Annotated in this window: 25 protein-coding genes; 14 read left to right on the top strand and 11 right to left on the bottom strand. The window is 34.9% G+C overall.

The features are described from left to right. Positions 1–123: 123 nt before the first annotated feature. Positions 124–1,329, top strand: coding sequence for a tryptophan synthase subunit beta (gene trpB / locus ACR1PN_RS19045; RefSeq protein ID WP_433981316.1), 1,206 nt, complete (start codon positions 124–126; stop codon positions 1,327–1,329). A gap of 104 nt (positions 1,330–1,433) precedes the next feature. After that, positions 1,434–2,216 carry a tryptophan synthase subunit alpha gene (gene trpA / locus ACR1PN_RS19050; protein WP_433981317.1) on the top strand — a complete coding sequence of 261 codons (783 nt, stop codon included), beginning with the start codon at positions 1,434–1,436 and terminating at the stop codon, positions 2,214–2,216. Between the two features lie 42 nt (positions 2,217–2,258). Here trpA and ACR1PN_RS19055 read toward each other — a convergent pair whose 3' ends face one another. Beyond that, entirely contained in the window at positions 2,259–2,465 is a 207-nt protein-coding gene (locus ACR1PN_RS19055; protein WP_433981318.1) for a hypothetical protein, read from the bottom strand. Positions 2,466–2,484: 19 nt separating this feature from the next. Beyond that, positions 2,485–3,153, bottom strand: a complete 669-nt coding sequence (locus ACR1PN_RS19060) for an NAD-dependent epimerase/dehydratase family protein (RefSeq protein ID WP_433981319.1) — start codon at positions 3,151–3,153, stop codon at positions 2,485–2,487. A 131-nt stretch (positions 3,154–3,284) separates the two neighbouring features. On the opposite strand from ACR1PN_RS19060, the gene ACR1PN_RS19065 reads away from it, so the two are divergent. Both ACR1PN_RS19065 and lipB read left to right on the top strand, forming a co-directional pair. Further along, on the top strand, positions 3,285–3,869 hold the full coding sequence (locus ACR1PN_RS19065; protein ID WP_433981320.1) for a Crp/Fnr family transcriptional regulator: 585 nt from the start codon (positions 3,285–3,287) through the stop codon (positions 3,867–3,869). Between the two features lie 99 nt (positions 3,870–3,968). Beyond that, the gene (lipB, locus tag ACR1PN_RS19070; RefSeq protein WP_433981321.1) at positions 3,969–4,697 is read left to right on the top strand and encodes a lipoyl(octanoyl) transferase LipB; all 729 of its coding nucleotides are present in this window, start codon (positions 3,969–3,971) and stop codon (positions 4,695–4,697) included. A 72-nt stretch (positions 4,698–4,769) separates the two neighbouring features. On the opposite strand, the gene ACR1PN_RS19075 is transcribed toward lipB, so the two are convergent. Further along, a complete protein-coding gene (locus ACR1PN_RS19075; RefSeq protein WP_433981322.1) occupies positions 4,770–5,522 on the bottom strand; it encodes an SDR family oxidoreductase in 753 nt (250 codons plus the stop codon). 110 nt (positions 5,523–5,632) lie between these two features. Here ACR1PN_RS19075 and ACR1PN_RS19080 point away from each other — a divergent pair, with 110 nt between their 5' ends. From ACR1PN_RS19080 to ACR1PN_RS19115, 8 genes are all read left to right on the top strand, one after another. Further along, entirely contained in the window at positions 5,633–6,106 is a 474-nt protein-coding gene (locus tag ACR1PN_RS19080) for a hypothetical protein (RefSeq protein ID WP_433981323.1), read from the top strand. Between the two features lie 41 nt (positions 6,107–6,147). Next, a complete protein-coding gene (locus ACR1PN_RS19085) occupies positions 6,148–7,176 on the top strand; it encodes a serine hydrolase domain-containing protein (protein ID WP_433981324.1) in 1,029 nt (342 codons plus the stop codon). A 498-nt stretch (positions 7,177–7,674) separates the two neighbouring features. Then, positions 7,675–8,403, top strand: a complete 729-nt coding sequence (locus ACR1PN_RS19090) for a hypothetical protein (protein WP_433981325.1) — start codon at positions 7,675–7,677, stop codon at positions 8,401–8,403. 54 nt (positions 8,404–8,457) lie between these two features. Further along, positions 8,458–9,171, top strand: a complete 714-nt coding sequence (locus ACR1PN_RS19095) for an ankyrin repeat domain-containing protein (protein WP_433981326.1) — start codon at positions 8,458–8,460, stop codon at positions 9,169–9,171. A 245-nt stretch (positions 9,172–9,416) separates the two neighbouring features. Beyond that, positions 9,417–10,049, top strand: coding sequence for an NAD(P)H-dependent oxidoreductase (locus ACR1PN_RS19100; protein WP_433981327.1), 633 nt, complete (start codon positions 9,417–9,419; stop codon positions 10,047–10,049). 27 nt (positions 10,050–10,076) lie between these two features. Continuing rightward, complete coding sequence (locus ACR1PN_RS19105; protein WP_433981328.1) at positions 10,077–10,511, top strand: MarR family winged helix-turn-helix transcriptional regulator; 435 nt, start codon at positions 10,077–10,079, stop codon at positions 10,509–10,511. Next, a complete protein-coding gene (locus ACR1PN_RS19110; protein ID WP_433981329.1) occupies positions 10,512–10,934 on the top strand; it encodes an organic hydroperoxide resistance protein in 423 nt (140 codons plus the stop codon). Positions 10,935–11,050: 116 nt separating this feature from the next. Then, complete coding sequence (locus tag ACR1PN_RS19115; protein WP_433981330.1) at positions 11,051–12,085, top strand: serine hydrolase domain-containing protein; 1,035 nt, start codon at positions 11,051–11,053, stop codon at positions 12,083–12,085. Positions 12,086–12,140: 55 nt separating this feature from the next. Here ACR1PN_RS19115 and gcvP read toward each other — a convergent pair whose 3' ends face one another. Further along, positions 12,141–14,999 (bottom strand): aminomethyl-transferring glycine dehydrogenase, encoded by a 2,859-nt coding sequence (gcvP, locus tag ACR1PN_RS19120; protein ID WP_433981331.1) that lies wholly within the window; start codon positions 14,997–14,999, stop codon positions 12,141–12,143. 238 nt (positions 15,000–15,237) lie between these two features. Here gcvP and ACR1PN_RS19125 point away from each other — a divergent pair, with 238 nt between their 5' ends. After that, on the top strand, positions 15,238–15,393 hold the full coding sequence (locus ACR1PN_RS19125) for a hypothetical protein (protein WP_378182486.1): 156 nt from the start codon (positions 15,238–15,240) through the stop codon (positions 15,391–15,393). 62 nt (positions 15,394–15,455) lie between these two features. On the opposite strand, the gene ACR1PN_RS19130 is transcribed toward ACR1PN_RS19125, so the two are convergent. The 5 genes from ACR1PN_RS19130 to ACR1PN_RS19150 all read right to left on the bottom strand — a co-directional run bounded on the left by ACR1PN_RS19130 (position 15,456) and on the right by ACR1PN_RS19150 (position 20,201). Further along, entirely contained in the window at positions 15,456–16,103 is a 648-nt protein-coding gene (locus ACR1PN_RS19130) for a J domain-containing protein (RefSeq protein WP_433981332.1), read from the bottom strand. Between the two features lie 302 nt (positions 16,104–16,405). Continuing rightward, positions 16,406–16,693, bottom strand: a complete 288-nt coding sequence (locus ACR1PN_RS19135) for a hypothetical protein (protein WP_433981333.1) — start codon at positions 16,691–16,693, stop codon at positions 16,406–16,408. A gap of 326 nt (positions 16,694–17,019) precedes the next feature. Then, positions 17,020–17,355, bottom strand: coding sequence for a hypothetical protein (locus ACR1PN_RS19140; protein ID WP_378182477.1), 336 nt, complete (start codon positions 17,353–17,355; stop codon positions 17,020–17,022). 11 nt (positions 17,356–17,366) lie between these two features. Then, the gene (locus ACR1PN_RS19145) at positions 17,367–17,921 is read right to left on the bottom strand and encodes an RNA polymerase sigma factor (protein ID WP_433981334.1); all 555 of its coding nucleotides are present in this window, start codon (positions 17,919–17,921) and stop codon (positions 17,367–17,369) included. A 276-nt stretch (positions 17,922–18,197) separates the two neighbouring features. After that, the gene (locus ACR1PN_RS19150; RefSeq protein WP_433981335.1) at positions 18,198–20,201 is read right to left on the bottom strand and encodes a prolyl oligopeptidase family serine peptidase; all 2,004 of its coding nucleotides are present in this window, start codon (positions 20,199–20,201) and stop codon (positions 18,198–18,200) included. A gap of 378 nt (positions 20,202–20,579) precedes the next feature. Between ACR1PN_RS19150 and ACR1PN_RS19155 the strand changes: the two genes are divergently transcribed. After that, positions 20,580–22,067, top strand: coding sequence for a T9SS type A sorting domain-containing protein (locus ACR1PN_RS19155; protein WP_433981336.1), 1,488 nt, complete (start codon positions 20,580–20,582; stop codon positions 22,065–22,067). 77 nt (positions 22,068–22,144) lie between these two features. On the opposite strand, the gene bglX is transcribed toward ACR1PN_RS19155, so the two are convergent. Then, a complete protein-coding gene (gene bglX, locus ACR1PN_RS19160; RefSeq protein ID WP_433981337.1) occupies positions 22,145–24,472 on the bottom strand; it encodes a beta-glucosidase BglX in 2,328 nt (775 codons plus the stop codon). Between the two features lie 161 nt (positions 24,473–24,633). Beyond that, the gene (locus ACR1PN_RS19165; RefSeq protein WP_433981338.1) at positions 24,634–25,335 is read right to left on the bottom strand and encodes a prolyl oligopeptidase family serine peptidase; all 702 of its coding nucleotides are present in this window, start codon (positions 25,333–25,335) and stop codon (positions 24,634–24,636) included. Between the last annotated feature and the right edge of the window lie 255 nt (positions 25,336–25,590).

Here is a 25,590-nt window from a genome sequence, read left to right on the forward strand (position 1 = left end):
AATATAATATAATATAATATAATATAATATAATATAATATAACATGTAAATTAATAGGACTCACGTCCTATCCTTTAATAAATCGTCCCTTCGGGACTCTTTCTAAATGATAAATACAAAATCATGAATTATAAAAACCCCGACGAAAACGGATATTACGGAGAATTTGGCGGAGCTTTCATCCCCGAAATGCTCTATCCGAATGTTGAAGAGTTGCAAAAAAATTATCTTAAGATTATTGAATCGGAAGAATTTCAAAATGAATATCAGGATTTGCTGAAAAATTATGTTGGTCGCGCCACCCCACTTTATTTTGGTAAGAATTTAAGTAAAAAATACAATACAAATGTTTATTTAAAAAGAGAAGATCTCAATCACACCGGAGCACACAAAATCAATAACGCTTTAGGACAGGTTTTATTGGCAAAACGTTTAGGAAAAAGCAGAATTATTGCAGAAACCGGAGCCGGACAACACGGCGTTGCAACGGCAACGGCTTGTGCCTTATTGGGTCTTGAATGTATTGTTTATATGGGCGAAATCGATATTCAAAGACAAGCTCCGAATGTAGCAAGAATGAAAATGTTAGGCGCTAAAGTCGTAGCCGCAACTTCGGGTTCAAAAACCTTGAAAGATGCTGTGAATGAAGCCTTAAAAGACTGGATCAACAATCCTGTGACTACTCATTATGTGATTGGAAGCGTAGTTGGTCCGCATCCTTTCCCTGATTTGGTGGCAAGATTTCAGAGTATCATCTCAAAAGAAATTAAGGAACAGCTTCTCGAACAGACTGGAAAACAAAATCCTGACTATATCATTGCCTGCGTTGGTGGCGGAAGTAATGCAGCCGGAGCTTTCTACCATTTCGTGGAAGAAGAAAATGTGAAAATTATTGCCGCGGAAGCAGGAGGTTTTGGGATTGATTCAGGAAAATCTGCCGCCACTACTTTTTTGGGAACATTAGGTGTTTTACACGGAAGTAAAAGCTTGGTGATGCAGACAGAAGACGGACAGGTCATCGAGCCCCATTCTATTTCAGCAGGTTTGGATTATCCCGGAATCGGGCCTTTTCACGCCCATTTATTTAAAGAAAAAAGAGCTGAGTTTTTCTGTATTAATGATGATGAAGCTTTACAATCAGCATTTGATCTTACAAAACTGGAAGGTATTATACCCGCTTTGGAAAGCGCTCATGCTTTGGCGGTTTTGGATAAAAAGAAATTCAATCAGGATGAGATTGTTGTGATTTGCCTGAGTGGTCGTGGTGATAAGGATATAGAAACATATTTGAAAAGACTGGATGATGGAAGCTTGAAAACGGATGTTTAATTCACGCATAAAATCAAAACATCATCAAAGTCCCAACGGGACCACCTTCTAAAGGATAGGATAAAATCCTATCAAACATAATCAATTATATAAAATTAAAAAAAATGAAATCTACACATCAAGATAACACCCAACTTCCAGCATCCAACATCCAGCCCAAGCTTCTCAACATCTACTTCACCGCAGGAATTCCACAGTTGGAAGATACTGCCGATATTATAAAAACCATTCAGGATGCAGCCGATATGATCGAAATCGGAATGCCCTATTCCGATCCTGTTGCAGATGGACCAGTGATTTCCCAAGCTCATGAACTGGCTTTGAAAAACGGAATGAATATTGAAAAACTATTCTCACAATTAAAATCGATTAAAGAAGAGATCAAAATTCCGGTTATTTTAATGGGATATATCAATCCTGTTTTAAGTTTCGGATTTGAAAAATTTTGTCGGGAATGTGCTGAAAGCGTAGTTTCAGGGCTAATTATTCCTGACTTACCGCCTATTGAATTTGAGAAAAATTACCAAGAAATTTTAGAGAAATACCATCTCAATTTCACATTTCTGGTGACCCCGGAAACTTCGGATGAAAGAATTCTCTATCTGGATTCTTTAAGTTCCGGATTTTTATATGCCGTAAGTTCATCTTCTACAACAGGAAACGACAATACGGTTTTAAAAAACGAAGAATATCTTTCAAGATTAGCTTCTCTCCCATTACAAAATCCGGTCCTGGTTGGTTTTGGAATTAAATCTAAAGAAGATTTCGAAAATGTAACCGAAAAAGCAGACGGCGGAATCATCGGGACTGCCTTTGTGAATATCCTTTTGCAAAATAGAGATTGGAAAGACAAAGCACAGAGCTTCATCAAAAGTATAAAGAACTAAAAAAAGCAGTCTTATTCCCTGAGAAATAAGACTGTTTATCATTTAAAAGAAATACTTTTCTAATTCTTCAACAAAGCTTTTCTCGGAGGGTTTCCAGCCCAGTTTTTCCTGGGTTTGCAAACTTGTTGCCGGACAATTTTCCTGCACAAAATACGTCATCCAGGTAAAATATTGTGAGGCTTCTTCTTTGGAAAAAGATTGCACCGGAATATGTAGTTTTTCACCTATATACTCTGCAAATTCTTTCATCGATAACTGCTTATCATGGTTAACAGCAATTGTATCTTGCTCCTTTTTCCCCTTTCTCGAGCGCTAAACGAAACAATTTCGCAGCATCCAGACGATGAATTGTTGGCCAAACATTACTTCCATCTTCTATATATGCTGCTGTTCCTTTTGTTTTTGCCAGTTCTGCCAGCATTGCGCCAAAACCTCCTTTGAAACCATGTTCAGAATTCCCATAAACACTTGGGGAAAGACGTACAATAGATACATTAACACCTACTTCCGTCAAACTCACAAAAGCTTTTTCAGAAAACCGGATTGATTCCGCAGGTGCTTTGCTTTCTTCAGTGATTTTCCCATTAATAAGCGGTAATCCTAATGCTCCTCCTGTAACAACAATAGGTTTATCTGTTCCTTTCAGAACTTCTCCCATAGCTTCAATAGCTCTCTCATCTTTGAGTGCATTACTTTGGTAATCTGAAAAATCGTGAATAAAAGCAGTGTGAATAACCCCATCCGCTTCTCTCGCTCCTTTCTGTAAAATATCAAAATTTTCCAAATCTCCCATCAGAACTTCTGCTCCGGCTTCTGAAATAGATTTCGCAGATTCCTCTGAGCGGGCCAATCCTGTTACCTGATGTCCGTTTGCTATTAATTCTTTTACGACTGCAGAGCCTACAAATCCTGAAGTTCCTGTTACAAAAACTTTCATATTATATGTATTGTGTTAAAATTTCTAGTACAAATGTAGCTTTAGTGTATTCTTAAAAATAGGTCATTTGACACAATTTAACCACAGTTTCATTAAAAAGGAGTAATTTTAAACATAATTTCTATTTAAAAATGTCAGAAATCTTTAAAAAATATTTCCAGAAGGTCCTTCCTGATCTAACGGATGAAAAGTTTAATTTAATTTTAGAAAAAAGTAAATTAATCACGCTTCCACGTAAGGAAATGATTTGCAGGCAGGGAGATATCTGTAACTTAAAAATTTTTGTTGCTAAAGGACTTCTTCGGAATTATTCTATCTCCGAAGACGGAAGTGAGCATATTCTGCAGTTTGTAAATGAAATGTCATGGACTACAGATCCTGAAAGTTTCTATACTAATATGCCCTCAAAACTGAATATTGAAGCATTGGAGCTTTCTGAAGTTTTTGTATTCAATCTTGAAGATTTCCATCAGCTTCGGGAAGAAATTCCTGCACTCAGTATTTTTATTGAGGAGCTTTTAACAAAAAAAACAATGGAAATCAATAACAGGCTATTGGTGAATATCAGCAATACTCCTGAAGATAAATATTTACATTTTATTAAAAATCATACTGATTTGCTCAACAGAGTTACTCTGCATATGATCGCCTCTTACCTTGGGATGTCGAGAGAAACGTTGTCAAGAGTAAGAAGGCAAATCCTGAAAACTGTCTGATTAAGCTTTACAAAATAGAGATTCAGGAATAAACGCCATAGATTTTGTCCATTCCATACCAGCATAAAAATCACTAAATTTGTGTATTCAAAAAATGGTATGAACACAATTCAGAATAAAGTAGTAGAATTCGAAGATTTAGGCATAAAAGAATATCAACCCGCTTGGGATTATCAGGAACAACTGATGAAAGATATTATTGATACGAAAATAAAGAATCGCGACTTACCTGCAGAAGAACATAGCACAACTCCCAACCATTTTCTTTTAGTTGAACATCCGCATGTGTATACATTGGGAAAAAGCGGGCATGAAGAAAATATGCTGGCCGGAATGGATCAGTTAAAGGAAATCGACGCCACTTTCGTAAAAGTAAACCGCGGCGGAGATATTACGTATCACGGGTACGGGCAAATTGTGGGCTACCCGATTTTAGACCTTGAAAATTTCTTTACGGATATTCATAAATACATGCGAAATCTTGAAGAAGTGATCATCAGAACCATTGCAGAATACGGTTTAAAAGGAGAACGCTCTCCGGGAGAAACAGGAGTCTGGCTGGATGTAGGAAAACCTTACGCCAGAAAAATCTGCGCAATGGGCGTAAAAGCTTCACGCTGGGTAACTTTACATGGTTTTGCCTTGAATGTGAATACGGATATGCGTTATTTTGAATACATCATTCCTTGTGGAATCAAAGATAAGCAAGTCACTTCTTTAAAAAGAGAGCTTGAAAGAGATTTGACTCCCGAAGAAATGGAAGACATTAAAGCTAAAATCAGGAAACATTTTACGGATGTTTTTAAGGCTGAATTAAATTATAAATAATAAAAAGTCTTTTATTAGTAAAATAAATATCTCCTATGTTTTAATATTGTAAACATAGGAGATTTTTTATTATTATCTTATCACCGAAATCCCCGCATCCACTTTTAGTTCTGCGCCATGAATATACGAAGCCTCTTCCGAAGCCAGGAAAAGTACAGCATTTGCAATTTCTGATGGCTCACCTTGTCTTTTAAAAGGAATGGTAGGAATAATATTTTTGACCGCTTCTTCGATTTGTGCTGAATCTAAACCAGTATTGTGAAAAATATTCGTTTTGATATGACCTGCGCTTACTCCATTCACCCGGATTCCTCTTTCTGTTAGTTCCGTTACGAATGTTTTGATAAAAGACTGTACCGCTGATTTCGCCGCAGAATAAACTGAAAAATTAGGCATTGCAATTTCAGTAGCAACGGAGGTATTGAAAATCACAGAGCTTCCCTTTTTCATCAACGGTAACATCTGCTGAACCGTGAAAAAAGAACCTTTTACCAACATATTGAATAATTCATCAAAATGATTTTCGTCCACATTTTCGATCGGTGAAAATCTTCCGTAACCTGCATTGGCAAACACAAAGTCAATATTATCCGTGTGTTTTTTGACTTCATTTCGGAGATTCATTAAGTCACTCATATTGCCGGCATCGGAAACAATTCCAAAAGCATTTTTTCCTAATTTTTCTAATGCCTTGTTAACGGTTTCCTCACTCCTTCCTGTAATAATCGCCGTTCCGCCTTCCTTGATAAATTGTTGCGCTGTTGCGAATCCCATCCCGTTTGTTCCGCCTGTGATTAAGGCAGATTTCTTTGTAAATCTTTGCATTGTTTATCGTTTAAAATAATAATGCAAAGTTTCAAAAACACCAGCTTTTAAAAAATCCGATTCTTGCGGAATTCAGTTTTTTTATTAAGTATCTTTGAAAAAACATTCGAATGAAAATTTTAAAATTTCTCCTCTCATCAACAGCTCTTTTTTTATATTCATGTGTAGGTTCTGATCTCACTTCTCTACCCAGTACAATTGAAGAGGCAAAAAATGATAAATTATTAATTCATATTTACAGACCTTCCCAAAGAATTGTGACCATTAATAATTCAGAATATTATCTTGAAGATGCCTTTACAACCTTTAAATTTAATTCGAAAAAGGATCTGACAATCAATAAAAACTTTTTTTCTTTTATTATAAAACTGAAAAATATAAAGACCGGAGAAAAAATGCTGGCTATGGAAGATGACTACGGTCAATTCATTAATTTTTATTCGGATAACGGTGGAATTCATGATTCCAGTCTAAGTCTTAATTATGATGACATCAGCCTTAGAGAGAAACTTGATACCATAACAATAGGTTTTAAGAATCACCTAAAAAAAGAAACGCCCGTCAAGTTTATTAAAATAAAATAATCATTCCCTTTGTTTTTCATTTCACCAAACACGATCTCTTTATGTCACAAAATTTCAGAGTACTTTCTTTTTTATTTATCATCTTATTTTTAAATTTCTCTGCTCAGACGAAACTTACAAATAAAATTGACAGCTTAATAACAACCAAAACTCCCAGAACATTCAACGGTGTAATTCTCATTACTAAAAACAGAAAAACACAATATTCAAAAGCCTACGGTTTTCAAAATGTGAATACAAAAACTCCTCTAAAGCTCAATGATCAGTTTGAAATCATGTCAAACACCAAACAGATTACGGCTGTTTTATTGTTAAAACAGGTCGAGCAGGGAAAAGTAGATTTACAATCATCTATCAAAAAATATTTACCTCATCTTACCCAAACGTGGGCAGATTCTGTAACGGTTCATCAATTATTAAATCATACACATGGAATTGCTGATCTTGAAAAGCCTTTATTATTCAAACCTGGATCTGATTTCAAATACGGAAACCTGTCTAATATTCTCTTAGGAAAAATCATTGAAAACGTTTCTCATACAACTTATACTGAATTGGCAAATAACCTGTTCCAGCAATTAGGTATGAAAAATACGTTCTGCTATTCAAAGGAAAACCGAAAAAGTCTTGTTTCAGGGCATATGGTAAAAAATAATATTTTCAGCCTGGTTCAAGAATCTTTCATCAATGATGAAAACCTTCCTGCAGACGGAGTTGTCACCACCGTAAAAGACCTTTCCGTCTGGAACAGTAATCTTCATAAAGGAAAAATCTTAAGTCCTAAAATGTATCAGTTGATGACAACTCCATCCGCAATGTCACAGCATGATGTTTTCGGAAAAGATAAAATGGGATACGGCTATAACATCAGAATTGTGAAAGATCATGATGTTCAGTATTTCGGACATACGGGATTAGGAGATGGTTTTGCTTCTCTTAATATCTATATCCCTAAAAGTGATGTCAACATTATTATTCTGGAAAATCAGATGAATGAAGACAGCGATCTCTACTATTACTTTGAAACTAAAATTAAGGATATTATTCTCAAGAGCGATTTACTAAAATAGATAAAAAAACTGTGTCGGTTGATACAGTTTTTTCACACCAAAAACCTGTTTAAACTTTTATTTTTCTTAGAAACAAGATAAAGAAAGCCAAATAATGTAGATTTATCCAAGTGATATTCAATGTTTCAAATCTTATTAACAGCGCTTTGAAACTATCCAACCAAGCATTGGCCTTCTCTATCTTGAATCTTCTTTTATATAAATCATTATCAAAGTACTTTTCATTTTTTGTATCCCCGTTACAAGAATTTTGTATTGCTTTGATAAGTTTACGCCTTTGTATATCTTAAATATTTGAAATCATGTGATTAATACTTTTGTTTAGCTTTGCGTTTTAGATAGCCCTATCCCGAGCTCAGGTTTTTTATTTTTGTCATTCCACATTGAATTAAATTGTTTCCTTTCGAATAATTATTTATTTTTAGCGAAAAAAATTTAAAACAGTCTGTTTTTGGCAGTAAAAACTTTATTCCAACAGAAAATATTTATTCTAAATACATGAGGACCCTATTTACTATTTTTTCAATTATTGTTTTCGCCTTTACTCAAGCGCAAGACAAGCAGCTTCAGAATAAAATCAGAGAGAAGCAAATTAAGGTACAAAATCAGGAAAATGCTTTAGACCTTAAAAGAGTAACCGAGGAATTAAAGGAAGAAAAAAAAGAAATGGGACCATTTACCTATGGAATTTTCGCCTATCCCGATTATGACAGCATCAGTAAAAATTCTTTTGCAGGTTTAGGCACACTCACAAACATAAAAGGTGCAGATCTTAAAGGAAAAAATATTGCCTATGCCGGCTTTTCTGAAGGAAAAAGTAGTCTGAATGCATATCGGGTGAATGAAAATGACAGAATTTTCTTTACTATTTTGGTGTTGACCGATTTTGTGGGTGATAAAGAGAATCCTAAAATGAGAACGCAGGTTGTTTCAAGAAATTTTCCTGACGCGATTTGCCAAGGTTTTGTAAAAACTTCAAACAGTAAAATTGATTTTTCTGCTTTTTCCACCCTTGAAAATGATGAGTTTGCTATTGTCAACATGAAGTTATATAATTTGAAGTATGGAAATGTTATTTTAATTGCACCTCAAAAAGATGGAAGTTTACGAAGTATTCAAATTAAATCTGAAAAAAATTTAACTTCCACTACTTTGAAAAACTTTGTTGATGAATTATTGAAAAGAGAAAATATCATTGAGTTTTTCACAAATAAAAATACAATTTAGAAATATATTTATTTGAATCTATAATTTATATTTGGCTTAAAAATAACAAATCCTATGAAAACAAAAATTTTTGTTGTAGCACTTATATTAATTGTCTTCACTTCAGCTCATTCTCAAAAAATATTTAAGGCAATTGCTGATGAGGACATCGAAAAAGTGAGTAAGCTTTTGGAAAAAGAAGATGTAAATCAGTTATCAAAAGAATATCAGATAACGCCTCTTTATGCAGCTGCAGGAAAAGGAAATGAAAAACTTGTCGAATTGTTGATTGCAAAAGGTGCCGATGTCAACAAGCCTTTAAAAACGACAGCAAACCCGCTGAATATTGCTTCTCAGGAAGGGTATACAAAAATCGTCGAAATACTTCTTAAGAATAATGCCAATCCTAATTATCAAGACGTAAACGGTTGGACAGCCTTAAGATTTGCTGCAAGAAACAATAAATTGGAGATTATAAAACTTTTGGTCGAAAATAAAGCAGAAGTTGATGTACAAGCCAGTGATAAAGCAACCCCTTTTGCTTCATCGATAGGGAAAGGCTTTACTGACATTGCAGAATATCTTATAAAAAACGGAGCCAACATCAACAATGTTGACAAAGATAACGATACTCCTTTAATGTACTGTGTTCAAAAAGGAGATTTAGCAACAGTAAAATTCCTTCTCCAGTACAAACCTGATTTAACCATAAAAAACAATAGCGGTAAAACGGCTTTAGATATTGCAAAGGAGAAAAAATATACGGAAATTGTGAAACTATTGCAGTAACTTCGACATCGAATCAATTGTTAACTTTAAAATCTATAGCTAAAATATTCATACTTGTTGGCATAATTTACTTAGCGATTAAATAAAAAGAATATGTAAAAACTGTATCGATGATACAGTTTTTAATTAATTAGATTTTGAGCTCATAGATTTCATCAACAATAGTATTTTATAAAATTAAATTGTGTGCAATTAAATTTGGCAGTAAATTTGCAACGTACAATTCAAAATAAAAATTTATCAAAATGTCATTAATAGAAAATTTGAACTGGAGACACGCAGTAAAAGCTTATGATTCAACAAAAAAAGTAACTGAAGAAGATTTAAATAAAATTTTAGAAGCAGCAAGACTGGCTCCGACTTCATCAGGATTACAACCGTTTAGAATTATTGTGGTTGAAAATCAGGAATTAAAAGAAAAGATGGTAAAAGGAGCACTTAACCCTGAAGTAATGAGAGATTCTTCTCACGTTTTGGTTTTTGCAGCCTGGGATAGCTATTCCGATGAAAAAATTGACAAAGTTTATGATTATCATACCGATGTAAGAGACTTACCTAGAGGACGTTTCAGCAGCTATACCGATAAAATCAAACAATTATACGGTGCTCAGACTCCCGAAGAACATTTTGCACATACGGCAAGACAGACTTATATCGCTTTAGGATTGGCAATGGCACAAGCAGCAGAACTGAAAATCGACAGTACGCCTGCAGAAGGTTTCAGCAATGAAGTCGTTGATGAAATTCTGGGATTAAAAGAATTAGGGTTAAAAAGTGTAAGTTTGCTTTATCTTGGTTACAGAGACGAAGAGAAAGACTGGCTGGCTTCTATGAAGAAAGTTCGTATTCCGATGGAAGAATTCATTATTAAAAAATAAAACATCCCACTTTCATTTTTCAATCGTATGGAAAATTCAGAATCTTTACAATTAAAAAATCAAATTTGCTTCCCGCTATATGTAATTGCAAAGGAGATTACAGGACTTTACCGTCCGTTTCTTGATGAGCTCGACATTACCTACCCACAATATCTTGTCATGATGGTCTTGTGGGAAAATGATGGTCTTGCTGTGAACAGCATTGGAGAAAAACTGTATTTAGACAGCGGTACACTGACTCCTCTTTTAAAAAGATTGGAAGCCAAAGGATTTATCCAGCGAAAAAGAAAAAAAGAAGATGAAAGAGTGGTTGAAGTATTCATCACAGAATCAGGGAAGGCTCTTCAGCAAAAGGCATGTGAGATTCCCGAAAAGATTCACAGCAAAATAGATGTCACGAAAGAAGACTGGATAGCGCTGAAAGAAAGTGTCCAAAAAATATTAACCAAAATAGAAAAATAAATGAAAACCTTATATACAACAAAAGTTACCGCAAAAGGAGGCAGAAACGGCCAGGTAAAAAGTGAAAACGGAATTCTTGATTTAGAAGTAAGAATGCCAAAAGCTTTAGGGGGTGCAAACGATGATTTTACCAATCCTGAAATGCTTTTTGCAGCAGGATATTCAGCGTGTTTCGACAGTGCTTTGAACAGAGTCATTAGCTTATCAAAAACAAGAACCGGAGAAACAACCGTTACAGCATTAGTAAGCATCGGACAATTAGAAAACGGAGGTTTCGGATTAGCCGTTGAACTGGATGTGAATATTCCCGGAGTTTCGATTGAAGAAGCACAGGCTTTAACGGAAAAAGCCCACGAAATCTGTCCTTATTCTAATGCAACAAGAAATAATATTAAAGTGAACTTATCGGTAATGAATAATTAAGTTTAAACTTTCACAAATATTGAATCTGTTTCTCAGGAAGCAGATTTTTATGTAAATAAAAACTTTTGTGGTTCGCAAGAATAATATTATTTTTGAAGATCAACAGACATATGAACATGAAAAAAGTTTTATTGATCTTCACTCTAATTACCGGTTTATTGAGTTTTGCACAGCTGAAAAATTTCAGTGGAAAAAATATCAGCATCAAAGAATTTGAAACTAAAATTCAGCATGCTATGGATTCGTTACAGGTTCAGGGAATGTCTGTTGGCGTAATTAATGATAACAAGATTGTTTACAACAAGGGGTTTGGTTACGCTGATATTGCATTGAAAAAGAAAGTAGATCATTCTACATTTTTTGAGGCAGCATCTTTATCTAAGCCTGTTTTCGCTTTTTTCGTTTTAACATTAGCCAAAGAAGGGAAACTAAATCTCGACAGACCTCTTTTCGAATACCTTCCGAACGAAAATATTGCGGATGAGCGATATAAAAAGATTACAGCCAGAATGGTTTTAAGTCATACTACAGGATTACCTAACTGGAGTGAAACTGAAAAAATGAAGCTGGAGTCTGAGCCAGGACAAAAGTTTTCCTATTCCGGAGAAGCGTTCATGTATCTTGCGAAAGTGATTGCAGAACTATCTGGCTCTTCCTTAAAAAATCTTGACAATATATTTCAGAATGAAGTTTCCAAGCCATTAAAGCTGAAAGATTTTCATTTTATTGTTACCGATAAAGCTGAAGAGAATCTTGCAAAAGGATACCAGAAAAAACAGCTGGTAAAAGATGAAAGGGACAGATCACTTTTTGATTCAGCGGGTGGAATGTATGCGAATATAGAAAATTACGGACAGTTTTTAATCAGTTTAATGAATCAGCAAAAAAAATACGCTGAAATGTTTAAAACTGAAATTCAATTAGAGAAAAATCACCCTATTGCTCAGTATTTTGGCATCAGTTCATGGACTTTAGGTCTTGCTGTTGTCAAAATCAATAATTCAGAAAATTTCTGGCATGGCGGAAACAATTTAGGCTACACATCTTCTTTTATGATCAATCCTGAGAAAAAATTTGGCTATGTATTTTTCACCAACGAGGATCAGTGTAATGGAATGAAAAAAGTTTTGGAAGATTTACTTTGGAAATAAAATCAAAAATCCCTCTCAAAACCGAAAGGGATTTTTAATATATCTAAAAACTCAATTACATATAAGCTTCAATCGGCTCACAAGTACAAACTAAGTTTCTGTCTCCATAAGCTTCGTCGACTCTTGATACAGAAGCAAAGAATTTGTGGTCTCTTACCCAATCCAACGGATAAGCTGCTTTTTCTCTGCTGTATGGTTTATCCCAAGAATCAGAAATAACGATCTGCTCAGTGTGAGGAGCATTTTTCAGAACATTGTTTGCAGAATCCGCTTCACCGTTTGCGATCTCGTCAATTTCCTGTTTGATAGAAATTAAAGCTTCTGCAAAACGATCGATTTCTGCTTTGCTTTCAGACTCAGTTGGTTCGATCATTAAAGTTCCTGCAACAGGGAAAGAAACTGTAGGAGCATGGAAACCATAATCCATCAATCTCTTCGCAACATCAGCAACCTCAATTCCTAAAGACTTAAATTGTCTGAAATCAACGATACATTCGTGCGCTACTTTTCCGTTTTCGTTTGAATATAAAATCGGGAAATGCTCAGCTAAAATTTCTTTTAAATAATTAGCATTTAAAATTGCATGTTCAGTTGCTTTTTTCAAACCTGCAGTCCCAAGCATTTTGATATAAGCATAAGAAATATTTAAAATCAATCCTGAACCGTAAGGTGCTGCAGAAATTCCTTCGATTGCCTCTTTAGAACCTACATTAATGTTTGCATTGGTTGGCAAGAACGGAACCAAATGTTTCGCTACACAGATCGGGCCAACTCCAGGACCTCCTCCACCGTGTGGAATGGCAAAAGTTTTATGAAGATTCAGGTGACAAACATCTGCACCAATATTTCCAGGACTTGTATAACCTACCTGAGCATTCATGTTTGCTCCGTCCATATAAACCTGCCCTCCATGTTGGTGAATTAAAGCGGTAATTTCTTTAATATTGGCATCGAAGAATCCGTAAGTTGACGGATACGTGATCATTACACAAGAAAGATTTTCAGAATGCTGCTCGGTTTTCGCTTTTAAATCTTCGAAATCAATTTCTCCGTTTTCTAAGTTTTTAACAACAACAATCTTCATTCCTGCCATTGCTGCAGAAGCCGGGTTTGTTCCGTGTGCAGACTGAGGGATTAATACTACATTTCTGTGGCCTTCTCCTCTTGAAATATGATATTCTCTGATTACCATTAAACCTGCATATTCTCCCTGAGCTCCAGAGTTTGGCTGTAAAGAAGTTCCTGCAAAACCTGTGATTTCAGCTAAATCTTTTTCCAGTTCATGAATCATTTGCTGATAACCTCCAGCCTGATTTACCGGTACAAAAGGATGTACACTTCCCCACTCTGCCCAAGATAATGGCAACATTTGTGTAGCTGCATTCAGCTTCATGGTACAAGATCCCAAAGAAATCATTGAATGTGTTAAAGATAAATCTTTTCTTTCCAGACGTTTGATGTAACGCATCAATTCGGTCTCTGTATGATATTTGTTGAATACTTCTTCTGTAAGAATTTCGTCTTTTCTTAAATTCTCTTCAGGAATGCTGTATCCTTCTTTTATTTCTAATTTGAAAGTCTGTTTATCTTTAAACTGAGCAAAAGAAGCCATCAGAACGTTTAATTTTTCCAATGTTGTACTTTCATTGATGGCAATGCTTACAACGCCTTCAGTGAAGTAGTTCAGATTCAGTTTATGATCAAGCATCATTCTGGTGAGTTTCGCTTTCTCATCTTCACTCATCAGAATTTTAACTGTATCGAAGATTGGCTCTTCAACGGTCTGATAACCTAAAGCTTTTAATCCTCCTTTCAGAGCATTTGCTTTAAAATGAATTTGATCTGCGATATAGTTTAATCCTTTCGGCCCATGATAAACAGCATACATTCCTGCCATTACCGCCAAAAGAACCTGTGCTGTACAGATATTTGAAGTTGCTTTTTCTCTCTTAATATGCTGCTCTCTTGTCTGCAAAGCCATTCTTAACGCACGTTTTCCGTACATATCCTGAGAAACCCCGATGATTCTTCCCGGAATATCTCTTTTGTAGTCTTCTTTACAAGCAAAGAACGCTGCATGGGGACCTCCGTAACCCAATGGAATACCAAATCTCTGAGAAGTTCCAACAGCACAATCTGCACCCATTGTAGCCGGAGATTTCAATTTCACCAAAGCCATAGGATCACAAGCAACAACAACCTGAAGATTTAATTTTTTGTATTCTGTAATGTCTTCTGTATAATCTAAAACAATTCCGTTTTTACCAGGATATTGTAACAGAACTCCATAATATGAATTATCAAACTGATGCGTTTTATGGTCACCAATTACAATTTCTATTTCTAAACCTTCAGCTTTCGTTTTTAATACTGAAATAGTTTGTGGCAAAACCAAATCAGAAACGAAGAACTTATTTGCACCTCCTTTTTTCTGATCTTTCGTCCTGTTATTAAAGAACATATGCATAGCCTCTGCAGCAGCTGTAGATTCATCCAATAAAGATGCATTTGCCAGTGCAAAGCCAGTTAAATCACAAACAACAGTCTGATAATTAAGCAAAGCTTCTAATCTTCCTTGTGCAATTTCAGCCTGATAAGGTGTATAAGCAGTATACCAGCTCGGATTTTCAAAGATATTTCTCTGAATTGCCGATGGTAACAACGTATTGTGATATCCGAAACCGATATAACTCGTGTAATCGGTATTTTTAGCTGCCAATTCCTGAGAATGGATCAGCATCTGGTATTCTGAAAGCGGCTCTGAAATGTTCAAATCCTTTTCTAAACGGATAGACGACGGGATGGTCTGAGAAATTAACTCTTCGATATTTGAAACGCCAATTTTTTCCAACATCGCCTGTTTATCAGCTTCATTTAGGGAAATGTGACGGCTCACAAACTGTTCTGTATTCATTTTTATTTATTAGATTTTGTTTGTAAAAAAGATTCGTAAAATTACGATTTTTTACGTGATTGTACAACCTGTATTAAATTGGTGTTAAATCTTATCAGTCAATTATTTTGGTAAAATATTTTTAGTTAAAAACAACGAAAATTACATTATTATCTTTTAAAAAACCTTTAATAATCAGCATTTAAAGTAAATAAAAATTTATTTAATTATATTTATTCTAAATTAATATATTTGCAGTATGAATACAATTATTCCTTTCAAAGTTCCTGCACTTACACCAGCGTACAGTTTTAATCATGAAGAAATGTCATGTGGTGATAAAAAGTCGTGCTGCAAAAAATTCAAAAAAGGTAAAAGATGTAAAAAATGCCCGGGAAGAAAGAAAATGGCGTAGATATTTTTTGCTGGATGATGGATGCTGGAAGTTTGCAATTCGAAAACTCAGAATCTTGAATCTTATGCAAAATTCCTGATTAAAAAATAAATCGCCAAAATTAAAAATACAACTGCTAAAATTATTCTGAAAATTTTTGGCTGTCCGTGAGGATTTGTAACCGTCCTCGGTTGTGACTTGAATAATTCTTCTGTTTTATCTCTGAATTTCTCACCATCTGATTCAAAAACTTCGGTTATCGTAATTCCCTGAACTACTGTCTTGTGTAAAAGAGAATTGGTTGCATGAAGCAGAATCTGAAATTTCCCTTCTTTAAATTCTGTAATTTTAAAAATCCTTTCTCCATAAGCTTTTTCAAGCCCGAAAGGTAAAACTTTTACGATATCTGCATTGCTTGTCTGCCAATTGATGATAATCTCCTCTCCTTTTTTTGCATGAATTTTATTGGCTGTAAAAGTCTTTATCGCAGGCGGAACATTATATCTGAAACTCTTCTGATGATTTTCTAAGTTTTGGTCATACGTCTTTCTTCGGCTTCGGTCACTTAAAGTTTCATAAGCTTCCTGAATTTCTCTGAAACGGTCTGCAAAAAAATCGTCGTTTTCGTTTTTATCGGGATGATATTTCAATGAAAGCTTTCTGTAAGATTTTTTGATGTCTTCTTCTGAAGCATCTTGAGAAATCCCGAGAAAATAGTAGTAGTCTTTCATTTAGGCTAACAAAAATAGGGAATTTTGTGATTTTGAATGCAATTTTTAAACGCAAAGTTCGCTAAGATTTTTTAAATGATTGAAAATACTTTTTGGTCGCAAAGGCGTTTGACTACGTCGAATCTTCGATTTCACTCAACAAAGACAAAGAATTCTTACGTAAAAATGTATGAATTTGATTTGGAATGTATTTTCTTGACTGAAATAGTAGCAGAATGATTTAATGTTCGAGTATTCATGGCAAAAAAAATTCCGACACACTTTTGCGCCGGAATTTAACAATTTCAATTTAGTTTAATATTTTATGCTTCCGCAAATTTTTCTTCTTTTCTGTCGAAGTTTTTGTGACAGCATTTTGAAGCAAATTCTTTTTTGAACTTCCCTTTCAGTTCCTGATACTGCTCTTCATCCATTTCTCTGATTTTATCAGCCAATGCAAATGGAGATCTTTCTTTGATTCCGTATTCTTCAAAAATACCTTTTACGAATCTTTTTCTTTGAATTACTTTTTTGGCAATCACGGCAACTCCTGCAACAGCAACAGCAACAGCAACAGCTCCTAAAATACCTTTTACTACTGAATTTTTCATTTTCTTAATTTTAAATTTTACTACGTTGAATTTTAAAATATCTGTTATTTAAATCAAAAATATTTAAACGCAAAGTCCGCAAAGTTTTTTTTCCAGCCAACTGTTTTAAGGTTCGCAAAGACGTTTCACTCAGCGATGAAAGCAATGTTTTTTGATGATTAATAAGTTGATACTTTTTTATATAGACGAATTCGTTTTAATTTTTACTTTACTACTTCATATGTCTTTTCTATTTTTTTAAAGGTCATATGCAATCGCCACTTTGTTATGTCAAAAAACTATAATAATTTCATAGCGATTTCTAAAAATTTTAACGATTCGATGGTTTATTTGTTTCTGTTGAAAAATCCGCTTTCACATCGGTTTCTCCAAGCTTCTTTAAATTTTTCCCGTTCTTCTGGTGACAATTCACGCATTCTTTCACGCATCTTTTTTTCTTTCAGTTCACGCATTCCCTGTCCGAATTTCCCGTGAAACCCTCCAAAAAGAATTTTACTTAAAACAAGGATTCCCATAGCCTGCCAAAAAGTAATCGATTTCGCACCCAGAATTTCAGGCAAAAGACAGTTCCAGAGCAACATCACGATGTATGACACTGCAAGGAAAATCAGTGGCGGACATAGTAAAAAGAATATCCAGCCTTTTTTATATTTATTATTCATTTCTATTATTTCTAATTATTTAAATCTTCGTATAGCTTTCTCAATCTGTTTCTCAAATGCTTTACTGCATAATTTTTCCGGCTGATGATGGTTTTAATATTTTCACCCTGTTCATCTGCAATTTGCTGTAAAGTTTTATCGTTTAATTCGTTTTCAGTGTAAACCAGTTTTTGTTTTTCGGGAAGTTCTTCCAATGCCTCAAAAAGTTTTTTCCAAATTTCATCCTGAAACATTTTAACTTCCGGGCCTGCACTTTCATCCATCAGCAAAATATCTTTTATAGAAAACTCACCATCTTCATCTTCGTATACAAAGTCTTCAAGATTTTGTGTTTTTTTCTTTCTGTATTTATCGGTGATTTTATTGGCAGTAACTCTATACAACCAGCCTCCGACATTTACAATTTCTGAGAGATTGGTAAGACTGCTGAACTGATACCAGACTTCCTGCAGAATATCTTCCGCATCTTCGGTATTCTTCACTTTAGGGCGAATGAAAGACATCAGTTTTCCACCGTAATTTGATACGGTCTGAGAAATAATGTTTTCCTTTTCCTTCTGTGGCATCGGTAATTTTTCGACAATCTCCATATTGATATGACGACTGTACTTTTTGTTTTACTTTAATAAATTTAAAATATTTTTTTGAAATTTCAGTTTTTCTTTTATTTATCGATGTTTTTTAAACATCAACGACACAAATATTTCCTCGCAAATTTCACAATTTGAATTTAAAAACAGTATGAGTGATATTTGTGAAAAAAATTAGTGCTTATTTGTGTTTAAACAAAAAAACGGAAAGCAAAATACTTCCCGTTAAGTTAATTATAAAAATTATTGGTCTTATTTATTAAAATTTTCTGCAAAGAAACCTAACATTGCTTTATAAAATTCAATTCTGTTAGGCTCTTTTCCAAAACCGTGTCCTTCATCATACTTTACCATATAAGGAACTTCAAATCCTTTACTTCTTAAAGCTTTAACAATTTGGTCCGATTCATTGATGTTCACTCTAGGATCATTTGCGCCCTGAACCACAAATAAAGGCTTCTTAATTTTATCAATCTGGAAAACCGGCGAAACTTCTTTTGCTATTTCAGCTTCTTTCGGATTATCTAAGTCGTACCAGATCTGCTTCACCATTTCTTTGTAAGGCTTCCAGTATTCAGGGAAGGAATCAAAGAACGTGAAGATATTAGAAACTCCTACGTAGTCAACACCACAAGAATATAAATCAGGAGTTTTGATCAATCCCATCAACGTTGCATAACCACCATGACTTCCTCCGTAAATCGCCACTTTGTTTTTATCAATCCAGCCTTGTTCGATTGCATATTTTACACCGTCTTCCACATCATCCATTGCTTTACGGCCGATTTGCTTGTATCCTGATTTTTGAAATTCTTTTCCGTAACCACCAGAAATTCTGAAATTTACCTGCAAAGTTGCATATCCTCTGCTTGCAAATAATTGTGTTTCAGGATTAAAACCCCAATCATCTCGGATTCCTTGCGGCCCACCATGAGGATTAACGATTAAAGGAACTTTTTCGCCTTTCAATGCAGCTTTTGGTAATGTAATATATCCGTGAATGGTGAGTCCGTCTCTGCTTTTGAATTCGATTGGACGCATTTCGGCCATATCTTCTTCTTTTAACTGAGGCATTAAGTCAAATAGAAGCTTGGTTGTCTTCGATTTTGTATCATACTCATAGTATTTTCCATATAGTTTATCACTATCGACCATAACCAGTAATTTTTCATTTTTATCGTCGGAAGAAGCTATACCAAACTGTTTATCACCGAATTCAGAAGTCAGCTTATCATGAATTTCCTTATAAAATTTGCTTACCGGAATGGTTTCGCTTTTGATTCCGTTATAACTGATGTAATCCAATTCATAATTTCTGCTTTTTCCTGCCTGCGAAATCGAATACACGTCGAAAGTAGGATTGGAATACACCTCTTTAATAATCGCATTCTTCTTTAAATCATACAGTACAATTCTGGATTTGTCGCTGTCTATATTGGTTACCAAGTAAACCTCATCTTTATTTTTAGAATTGTCATTAAAGCCAATCACGCTGAAAGTATCTTTCCAATCAGTCGCTTTAACGAGATTAAATTTACCGGTCTGTAAATCTTTGTAATACAGTTTTGTCGTTAAACCGTTTTCAAGAATGGTATAACCTCTCAGGTTTCCTTCCCTGTCGAAAAGATAGTCATCAATCGGACTTTTTACATCCTTATTTTCGTACAGTTGAGTAGTTTCACCCGTATTGAAATTGATTCTGTAAGGCTCAAAAATCTGTTTGTTGTTTTTATTCATGGTGACAATAACAAACTCAGTGTCTTTGATTAATCGTACAGAATTTAAGGTAATACCTTCATACGGCGTTAAATCTTTTAAATTTTTCCCGTCAATATCGGCAGCATACAGATGGATATTTTCGTTTCCACCTTTATCCTGGGTATAAAACAATCGCTTTTTATCAAGCCAGCCATAGCTTCTGATCAGATCATCTTTTTCAACCAATGCTTTTGTAACAGCACCGGATTTTAAATCTTTTACATAAACATGATTTTTACTGTCCTTATCTTTTTCTTTGTAAGATAAGTATTGCCCGTCCGGAGAGATTTTAAATTGTGAAGCTTTTGGCCTGGCAAAATAATCTTCAACTTTGTATTTAAAATTTCCTTTATCAAAAGAAATAAGCTTTTCTATTGTAGCTTTGGATGAAACCAATGTCGGATCTCCCGGCAATTTATTTTCGGTAGTTTGTGCATTCATCATAAGACTTGTAATTACAACTTGTGTAACACAGAAAATTCTGGAATTTAAATTCATATTTCATGGATTTTGGTTAACTTATATTATATAAGACGTTATAAACAGATAAAACGTTACATCATGATCGCTTATTTGTAAAATCCTTCATTGAAATTTAAACTGACAATCTATTTTAAAAGTAATCAAAATATACTTTACTTCATTCCATATCTTACTTTTCTTATTTAGTTAAAAGTAAAATTCCAAAGTTTCGTTCCATCTGTTGTCAGAAACTATAGTGCTGAAAAAATCATTTGTCATATTGATAACATTAAGTTTTATTGGCAAATCCTCAATAAATCAACAATTATTGATTAATTTTTGTAATATGAATATAAATATCTAAATTTCGTGAAAAATTAATTATCATAAAAATACTACCTAAACAATAATTATATGAGAACAAAACTATTTTATATTGCTTTTTTCTTATCAGCCAATCTTTTTTTATCACAAAACATCAATTTTGCTGATGTTAATTTTAAGAATGCACTGCTTCCTTACCACGATGTCAATGGTGACGGACAAATCTCCGTAAGTGAAGCACAAAATGCAACTGCTATTTTTATCGATACCAATAACAATATTACCAATCTGGCTGGAATTGAATATTATACCAATCTTACCACATTAATGATTAAAAACAATCCTATCACGGCTCCGGTTGATCTCAGTCAGAATACTCAGCTTCAAAATGTAAGATTAGGATTTGGTACAGCAGTCACCTCTGCCAATCTTACAGGATTGACACAGCTTAAATATCTGAATATCGGTTTAGCACCCAATACGCCACTCAATGTGCTTAACAAGCCTCTTTTAGAAGAAATCATTATTGAAGGGACACCCAGCGGAGGGCTTTCAACCATTGATGTATCACAAAATCCTGTCTTGAAAAAGTTATGGATAAACAATAATAACTTAACGAGTATAAATGTTACACAAAACCCGCTTCTGGAGGAGCTGGTTTTACAAAAAAACACAAACATTACGACAAGCATTTTAACACTGGATGTGAGTCAAAATCCTGCACTGAAAATATTAAATATCGGTGGCCATACTATGATCCCATCAATCAATGTAAGCAGCAACCTGGCTCTTGAACGTTTATTTTTGGGATCTACTGCGATAACTTCATTGAATCTTACCAACAATACTTTACTGAAGTTTCTGGATATTACTAACGATAATTTTGTAAATGGCATTAATCTGCAGAATCAGCCTCTTTTGGAAGAATTTCATGCATCTACTGCTAATTTGCCCAATTTAGATCTTTCAAATAATTCGAATCTACAGGCAATATCGATTATCAATAACTATATTCCCACGATTAATGTAAGCCATTTATCACAATTATACAGATTTGATGCCGGGAATAACCTTTTTACGAGTATTGACCTCAGTAATAATCCCAACCTTAAATACGTTAATTTTTTAAAAAATCAATTGATGAAATATATTAATCTGAAAAATGGCTTTAACCAAAATATTATCTGGCTAAGCGATTCTGATTACCAGCTCATGCCACAGCTTCAGGGTATTTGTGTTGATAATCCTGCTTCTACTTATGCAATAAAGGTAAAACAAGCTGTTGGTGCAAATGTTTTAGTCACTTCGAACTGTTCTTTACTTTCAACTCAGGAAAATCAATTGAGTTTAGAAAAGCCGATATTGTTTCCGATCCCAACGAAAGATTTGCTGAACATCAAAACAAAAGAAAATCTTGTTGAATACAGTATATTTTCACTTTCAGGACAGAAAGTACAATCAGGGGAATTCCTTAATAATGAAAGGTATGTGAATGTTGAAAATCTTTTACCAGGAATTTATTTCATTAAGATAAAAACAGATAAAAACAGCTATACAGAAAAATTTACAAAAAAATAGTTTCTACAGCAGATAAATAATTGAAAAGCCTTGCAAATATTAAATTTGCAAGGCTTATTTTTAGAATTTAAATTAACTTATTTCGTCCAGTTGATTTTTGAATGTTTCACCTCTTCAGAGTTGGTGCCAATCATGATATCAAAATCTCCGGCTTCCCAATCGTATTTCAAATCTCCATTGTAGAATTTAAGATTTTCAGGAGTAATATCGAAGGTAACCTTTTTAGATTCGCCTTTTTTCAATAATACTTTCTGGAATCCTTTCAATTCTTTTACCGGTCTTGTAATACTTCCCACCATATCTCTGATGTATAATTGAACTACCTCAGCTCCGTCATAGTTTCCAGAATTAGTTACTGTTACTGAAGCCTGAATCGTTTGATTTCCTTTTGGATTGGCATTAGAAACCGTAACATCAGAATAATTGAATTTAGTATAACTCAAGCCATAACCGAACGGATACAGAGGTGTGTTACATTCATCCATATAGTTTGAACGGAATCTTTGGTATTCGCATTTATCAACTAATTTTTGGTCTAACGGGCGACCCGTATTTTTAGCGTTATAATAAATTGGAACCTGTCCTAAGCTTCTCGGGAACGTCATCGGAAGTTTTCCAGAAGGATTTACTTTTCCGAAAAGAACGTCTGCAATTGCATTTCCCGCTTCTGAACCTGGGAACCAAGCATTTAAAATAGCATCCGGTGTATCTTTTACATTCGTCAAAGCCAATGGACGACCTGTAAACAGTACCATTGCGATTGGTTTTCCTGTCTTTTTCAGTTCATTTAATAAATCAACCTGTGACTGAGGAATCGTGATTTCGGTTCTTGAAGAAGATTCACCGCTCATTTCGGCAGATTCTCCGATGGCCAAAACGATCACATCGGCTTTATTGGCAACGTCAACTGCTTCTTTCAATAACTCTTCTTTTGAACGGTTATCTCTATCGGTTTTCTTTCCGTGAGCTGCGTAGATTTCTTCTAATTTAGCATCATAATCGATGTTGGCACCTTTAGCAGAAAGGAATTTTACGTCCTTCCCATAATTAGCCTGAAGTCCCTGAATTAAATTAACAGAAATGGCGTGTTTTGTAGCCACACTCCAAGTTCCTGCCATGTTCATTGAATTGTTTACCAATGGTCCGATTACCGCAACCGTCCCTGATTTTTTTAATGGCAATACCTGATTTTCGTTTTTCATCAAAACCATCGACTGTGCCGCAACATTTCTTGCAATATTACGGTTTTCCATACTGTACACTTCCTTGGCAGCTAATTTTGCATCACCATGTTTGTATGGATTGTCGAATAAACCTAAATCATATTTTGCTTCAAGAATTCTTCTCGTTGCCATATCTATTTCAGCCTGAGTTACTTTTCCTTCAGATAAAGATTTTTTCAATGTTGTTAAAAAGCCTTCACCTACCATATCCATATCAACCCCGGCTTTCAAAGCCAATGCAGAAACCTGCTGAAGATCCCCCATTCCGTGGTCTACCATTTCGTTGATGCCTGTATAATCGGTCACTACAAAACCTTTGAATTTCCACTGATTTCTCAGTACTTCAGTCTGCAACCATCTGTTTCCAGTTGCCGGAACCCCGTCCACTTCGTTGAAAGAAGCCATTACCGAAGCTACTCCTGCATCAACCGCCGCTTTATAAGGTGGAAAATATTCGTTGAACATTCTCACGTGGCTCATGTCAACGGTATTGTAATCTCTACCCGCTTCTCCGGCTCCGTATAATGCAAAGTGCTTTACACAAGCCAAAATATTGGTTCCGTTTGCTAAGTCTTTTCCTTGGTAACCGTACACCATGTTTTTAGAAATTTCACTTCCTAAATACGGATCTTCTCCGGAACCTTCGGAAACCCTTCCCCATCTCGGTTCGCGGGAAATATCTACCATTGGAGAGAACGTCCAGTTGATTCCGTCAGCCGCGGCTTCTTTTGCTGCCACTCTTGCTGACTGCTGAACCAAATTCATGTCCCAGGAAGCTGCTAATCCCAATGGAATCGGGAAAGTAGTTTCATAGCCGTGAATTACGTCCATTCCGAAAATCATTGGAATTTTCAGACGGCTGTTTTCCACTGCCACTTTCTGTACGGCTTTGATTTTATCAGCTCCTTTTATATTGAATAATCCACCGACTAAACCTTGTTCCACTTTTTTTCCGATGTCGGAACTTTTAGCCAAACCTGTTGTAAAATCTCCTGAACTTGGTAAATTCAGCTGCCCGATTTTTTCGTCTAAGGTCATTTTTGCTAAAAGCGCATCAACAAAAGCCTTTTTCTTCGACTGGTACTGAGCCGTCTGATAAGACTGAACGGGCTTCGTGACCATTTCCTGTGCCGAGAACACAGGTGCCAATGCTAAAGTGGCGATTACAATTAACTTTTTCATAAATCTATCTTCTTAAATTATATTTTCTTTTGTTTTAATTTATAATAATTTATTTTAAACGCAAAGTTTGCAAAGATTTTTGTTTAAAATTACCCTGCATATTTTCGTTCGCAAAGGCGTTTCATTCAGCAAAGGCTTCCTGCTTAGAATATTACGCTAAATTATTTTTCTTTTCTTTTACTCAACATCCACTCGTATAAAGCGGGATTTGAGTAGGTTGAATCCCATGAATTGTGATTGTCATTAGGGAAAATCGTCAGTTCTACTGATGGATTAATGGGGTGTAATTTTTGGTAAAAATTAAATGCATTTTCAGGTAAAACGACATCATCCATTCCGCCGTGGAAGATTTTCATGTTTAAATCTTTGTATCGATGAATATTTGCATACATCACACGGTCGGTCGGTGCGCAAACTGAAACGACTGATGCAAACATTTCGGGATGCTCCATGGCTAATTTTAACGTCCCCCAACCTCCCATGGAAAGTCCGGTAAGATAAATTCTGGAAGCATCAATTTTATATTTTCTCTGAATTTCTTTGATCAAATTGTAAACTGTCACCGTATCCCACCATTCATTTTCCGGACATTGCGGTGCTAAAATTGCCACCGGCTCTTTAATCAAATTCTTATACGTAAACGGGCTGTGCGCTTTTACTTTTTCCAAATCGTTTCCTCTTTCTCCTGAACCGTGAAGAAATACAATCAACGGAACATTCCCTTTGACTTTTTGAGGATAATCAAGAATATAGGAAATATTTTCCTGTCTCTTGATTTCTTTGTTTAGTTCGGCTTTTATTTCCTGAGCGTTTAAGCTAAGGGATAACGGGAGAAGTAAAAGTGGAAGGTGTTTCAGTTTCATTTTTAAATTTTGATTTGTGATTATTTAAATGTTATTTCTAATCTTAATCAGATTTAATATTTTTTTGATAGGATTTGCATCCTATCCTTTAGAATGCCGTCCCGTTGGGACATTGAGATGAAATGCTTTATTTTTCTTGAGACTGTATTTCATTGAGATGGCTGCTTTCTTAGCCCCGATCGTAGCAATTGTTTGAGCTCATTTTTTGGGTTTCGGGGGGGGGGGGGGGGGGGGAAAAAAAAAAAAAAAAAAAAA

The organism is Chryseobacterium sp. RLHN22 (assembly GCF_051011795.1).
Taxonomy (GTDB): Bacteria; Bacteroidota; Bacteroidia; order Flavobacteriales; family Weeksellaceae; genus Chryseobacterium; species Chryseobacterium zhengzhouense.

What these genes read in the sequence shown, in the direction of transcription:
- ACR1PN_RS19100 (WP_433981327.1), top strand. Translation starts at nt 9,417, where the DNA reads ATGTCATTAATAGAAAATTTGAACTGGAGACACGCAGTAAAAGCTTAT.
- ACR1PN_RS19130 (WP_433981332.1), bottom strand. Translation starts at nt 16,103, where the DNA reads ATGAAAGACTACTACTATTTTCTCGGGATTTCTCAAGATGCTTCAGAA.
- ACR1PN_RS19105 (WP_433981328.1), top strand. Translation starts at nt 10,077, where the DNA reads ATGGAAAATTCAGAATCTTTACAATTAAAAAATCAAATTTGCTTCCCG.
- ACR1PN_RS19165 (WP_433981338.1), bottom strand. Translation starts at nt 25,335, where the DNA reads ATGAAACTGAAACACCTTCCACTTTTACTTCTCCCGTTATCCCTTAGC.
- ACR1PN_RS19115 (WP_433981330.1), top strand. Translation starts at nt 11,051, where the DNA reads ATGAAAAAAGTTTTATTGATCTTCACTCTAATTACCGGTTTATTGAGT.
- ACR1PN_RS19065 (WP_433981320.1), top strand. Translation starts at nt 3,285, where the DNA reads ATGTCAGAAATCTTTAAAAAATATTTCCAGAAGGTCCTTCCTGATCTA.
- ACR1PN_RS19150 (WP_433981335.1), bottom strand. Translation starts at nt 20,201, where the DNA reads ATGAATTTAAATTCCAGAATTTTCTGTGTTACACAAGTTGTAATTACA.
- ACR1PN_RS19095 (WP_433981326.1), top strand. Translation starts at nt 8,458, where the DNA reads ATGAAAACAAAAATTTTTGTTGTAGCACTTATATTAATTGTCTTCACT.
- ACR1PN_RS19110 (WP_433981329.1), top strand. Translation starts at nt 10,512, where the DNA reads ATGAAAACCTTATATACAACAAAAGTTACCGCAAAAGGAGGCAGAAAC.
- ACR1PN_RS19125 (WP_378182486.1), top strand. Translation starts at nt 15,238, where the DNA reads ATGAATACAATTATTCCTTTCAAAGTTCCTGCACTTACACCAGCGTAC.
- ACR1PN_RS19155 (WP_433981336.1), top strand. Translation starts at nt 20,580, where the DNA reads ATGAGAACAAAACTATTTTATATTGCTTTTTTCTTATCAGCCAATCTT.
- ACR1PN_RS19090 (WP_433981325.1), top strand. Translation starts at nt 7,675, where the DNA reads ATGAGGACCCTATTTACTATTTTTTCAATTATTGTTTTCGCCTTTACT.
- ACR1PN_RS19140 (WP_378182477.1), bottom strand. Translation starts at nt 17,355, where the DNA reads ATGAATAATAAATATAAAAAAGGCTGGATATTCTTTTTACTATGTCCG.
- gcvP (WP_433981331.1), bottom strand. Translation starts at nt 14,999, where the DNA reads ATGAATACAGAACAGTTTGTGAGCCGTCACATTTCCCTAAATGAAGCT.
- lipB (WP_433981321.1), top strand. Translation starts at nt 3,969, where the DNA reads ATGAACACAATTCAGAATAAAGTAGTAGAATTCGAAGATTTAGGCATA.
- trpA (WP_433981317.1), top strand. Translation starts at nt 1,434, where the DNA reads ATGAAATCTACACATCAAGATAACACCCAACTTCCAGCATCCAACATC.
- ACR1PN_RS19075 (WP_433981322.1), bottom strand. Translation starts at nt 5,522, where the DNA reads ATGCAAAGATTTACAAAGAAATCTGCCTTAATCACAGGCGGAACAAAC.
- ACR1PN_RS19055 (WP_433981318.1), bottom strand. Translation starts at nt 2,465, where the DNA reads ATGAAAGAATTTGCAGAGTATATAGGTGAAAAACTACATATTCCGGTG.
- ACR1PN_RS19145 (WP_433981334.1), bottom strand. Translation starts at nt 17,921, where the DNA reads ATGCCACAGAAGGAAAAGGAAAACATTATTTCTCAGACCGTATCAAAT.
- trpB (WP_433981316.1), top strand. Translation starts at nt 124, where the DNA reads ATGAATTATAAAAACCCCGACGAAAACGGATATTACGGAGAATTTGGC.
- ACR1PN_RS19060 (WP_433981319.1), bottom strand. Translation starts at nt 3,153, where the DNA reads ATGAAAGTTTTTGTAACAGGAACTTCAGGATTTGTAGGCTCTGCAGTC.
- ACR1PN_RS19085 (WP_433981324.1), top strand. Translation starts at nt 6,148, where the DNA reads ATGTCACAAAATTTCAGAGTACTTTCTTTTTTATTTATCATCTTATTT.
- ACR1PN_RS19135 (WP_433981333.1), bottom strand. Translation starts at nt 16,693, where the DNA reads ATGAAAAATTCAGTAGTAAAAGGTATTTTAGGAGCTGTTGCTGTTGCT.
- bglX (WP_433981337.1), bottom strand. Translation starts at nt 24,472, where the DNA reads ATGAAAAAGTTAATTGTAATCGCCACTTTAGCATTGGCACCTGTGTTC.
- ACR1PN_RS19080 (WP_433981323.1), top strand. Translation starts at nt 5,633, where the DNA reads ATGAAAATTTTAAAATTTCTCCTCTCATCAACAGCTCTTTTTTTATAT.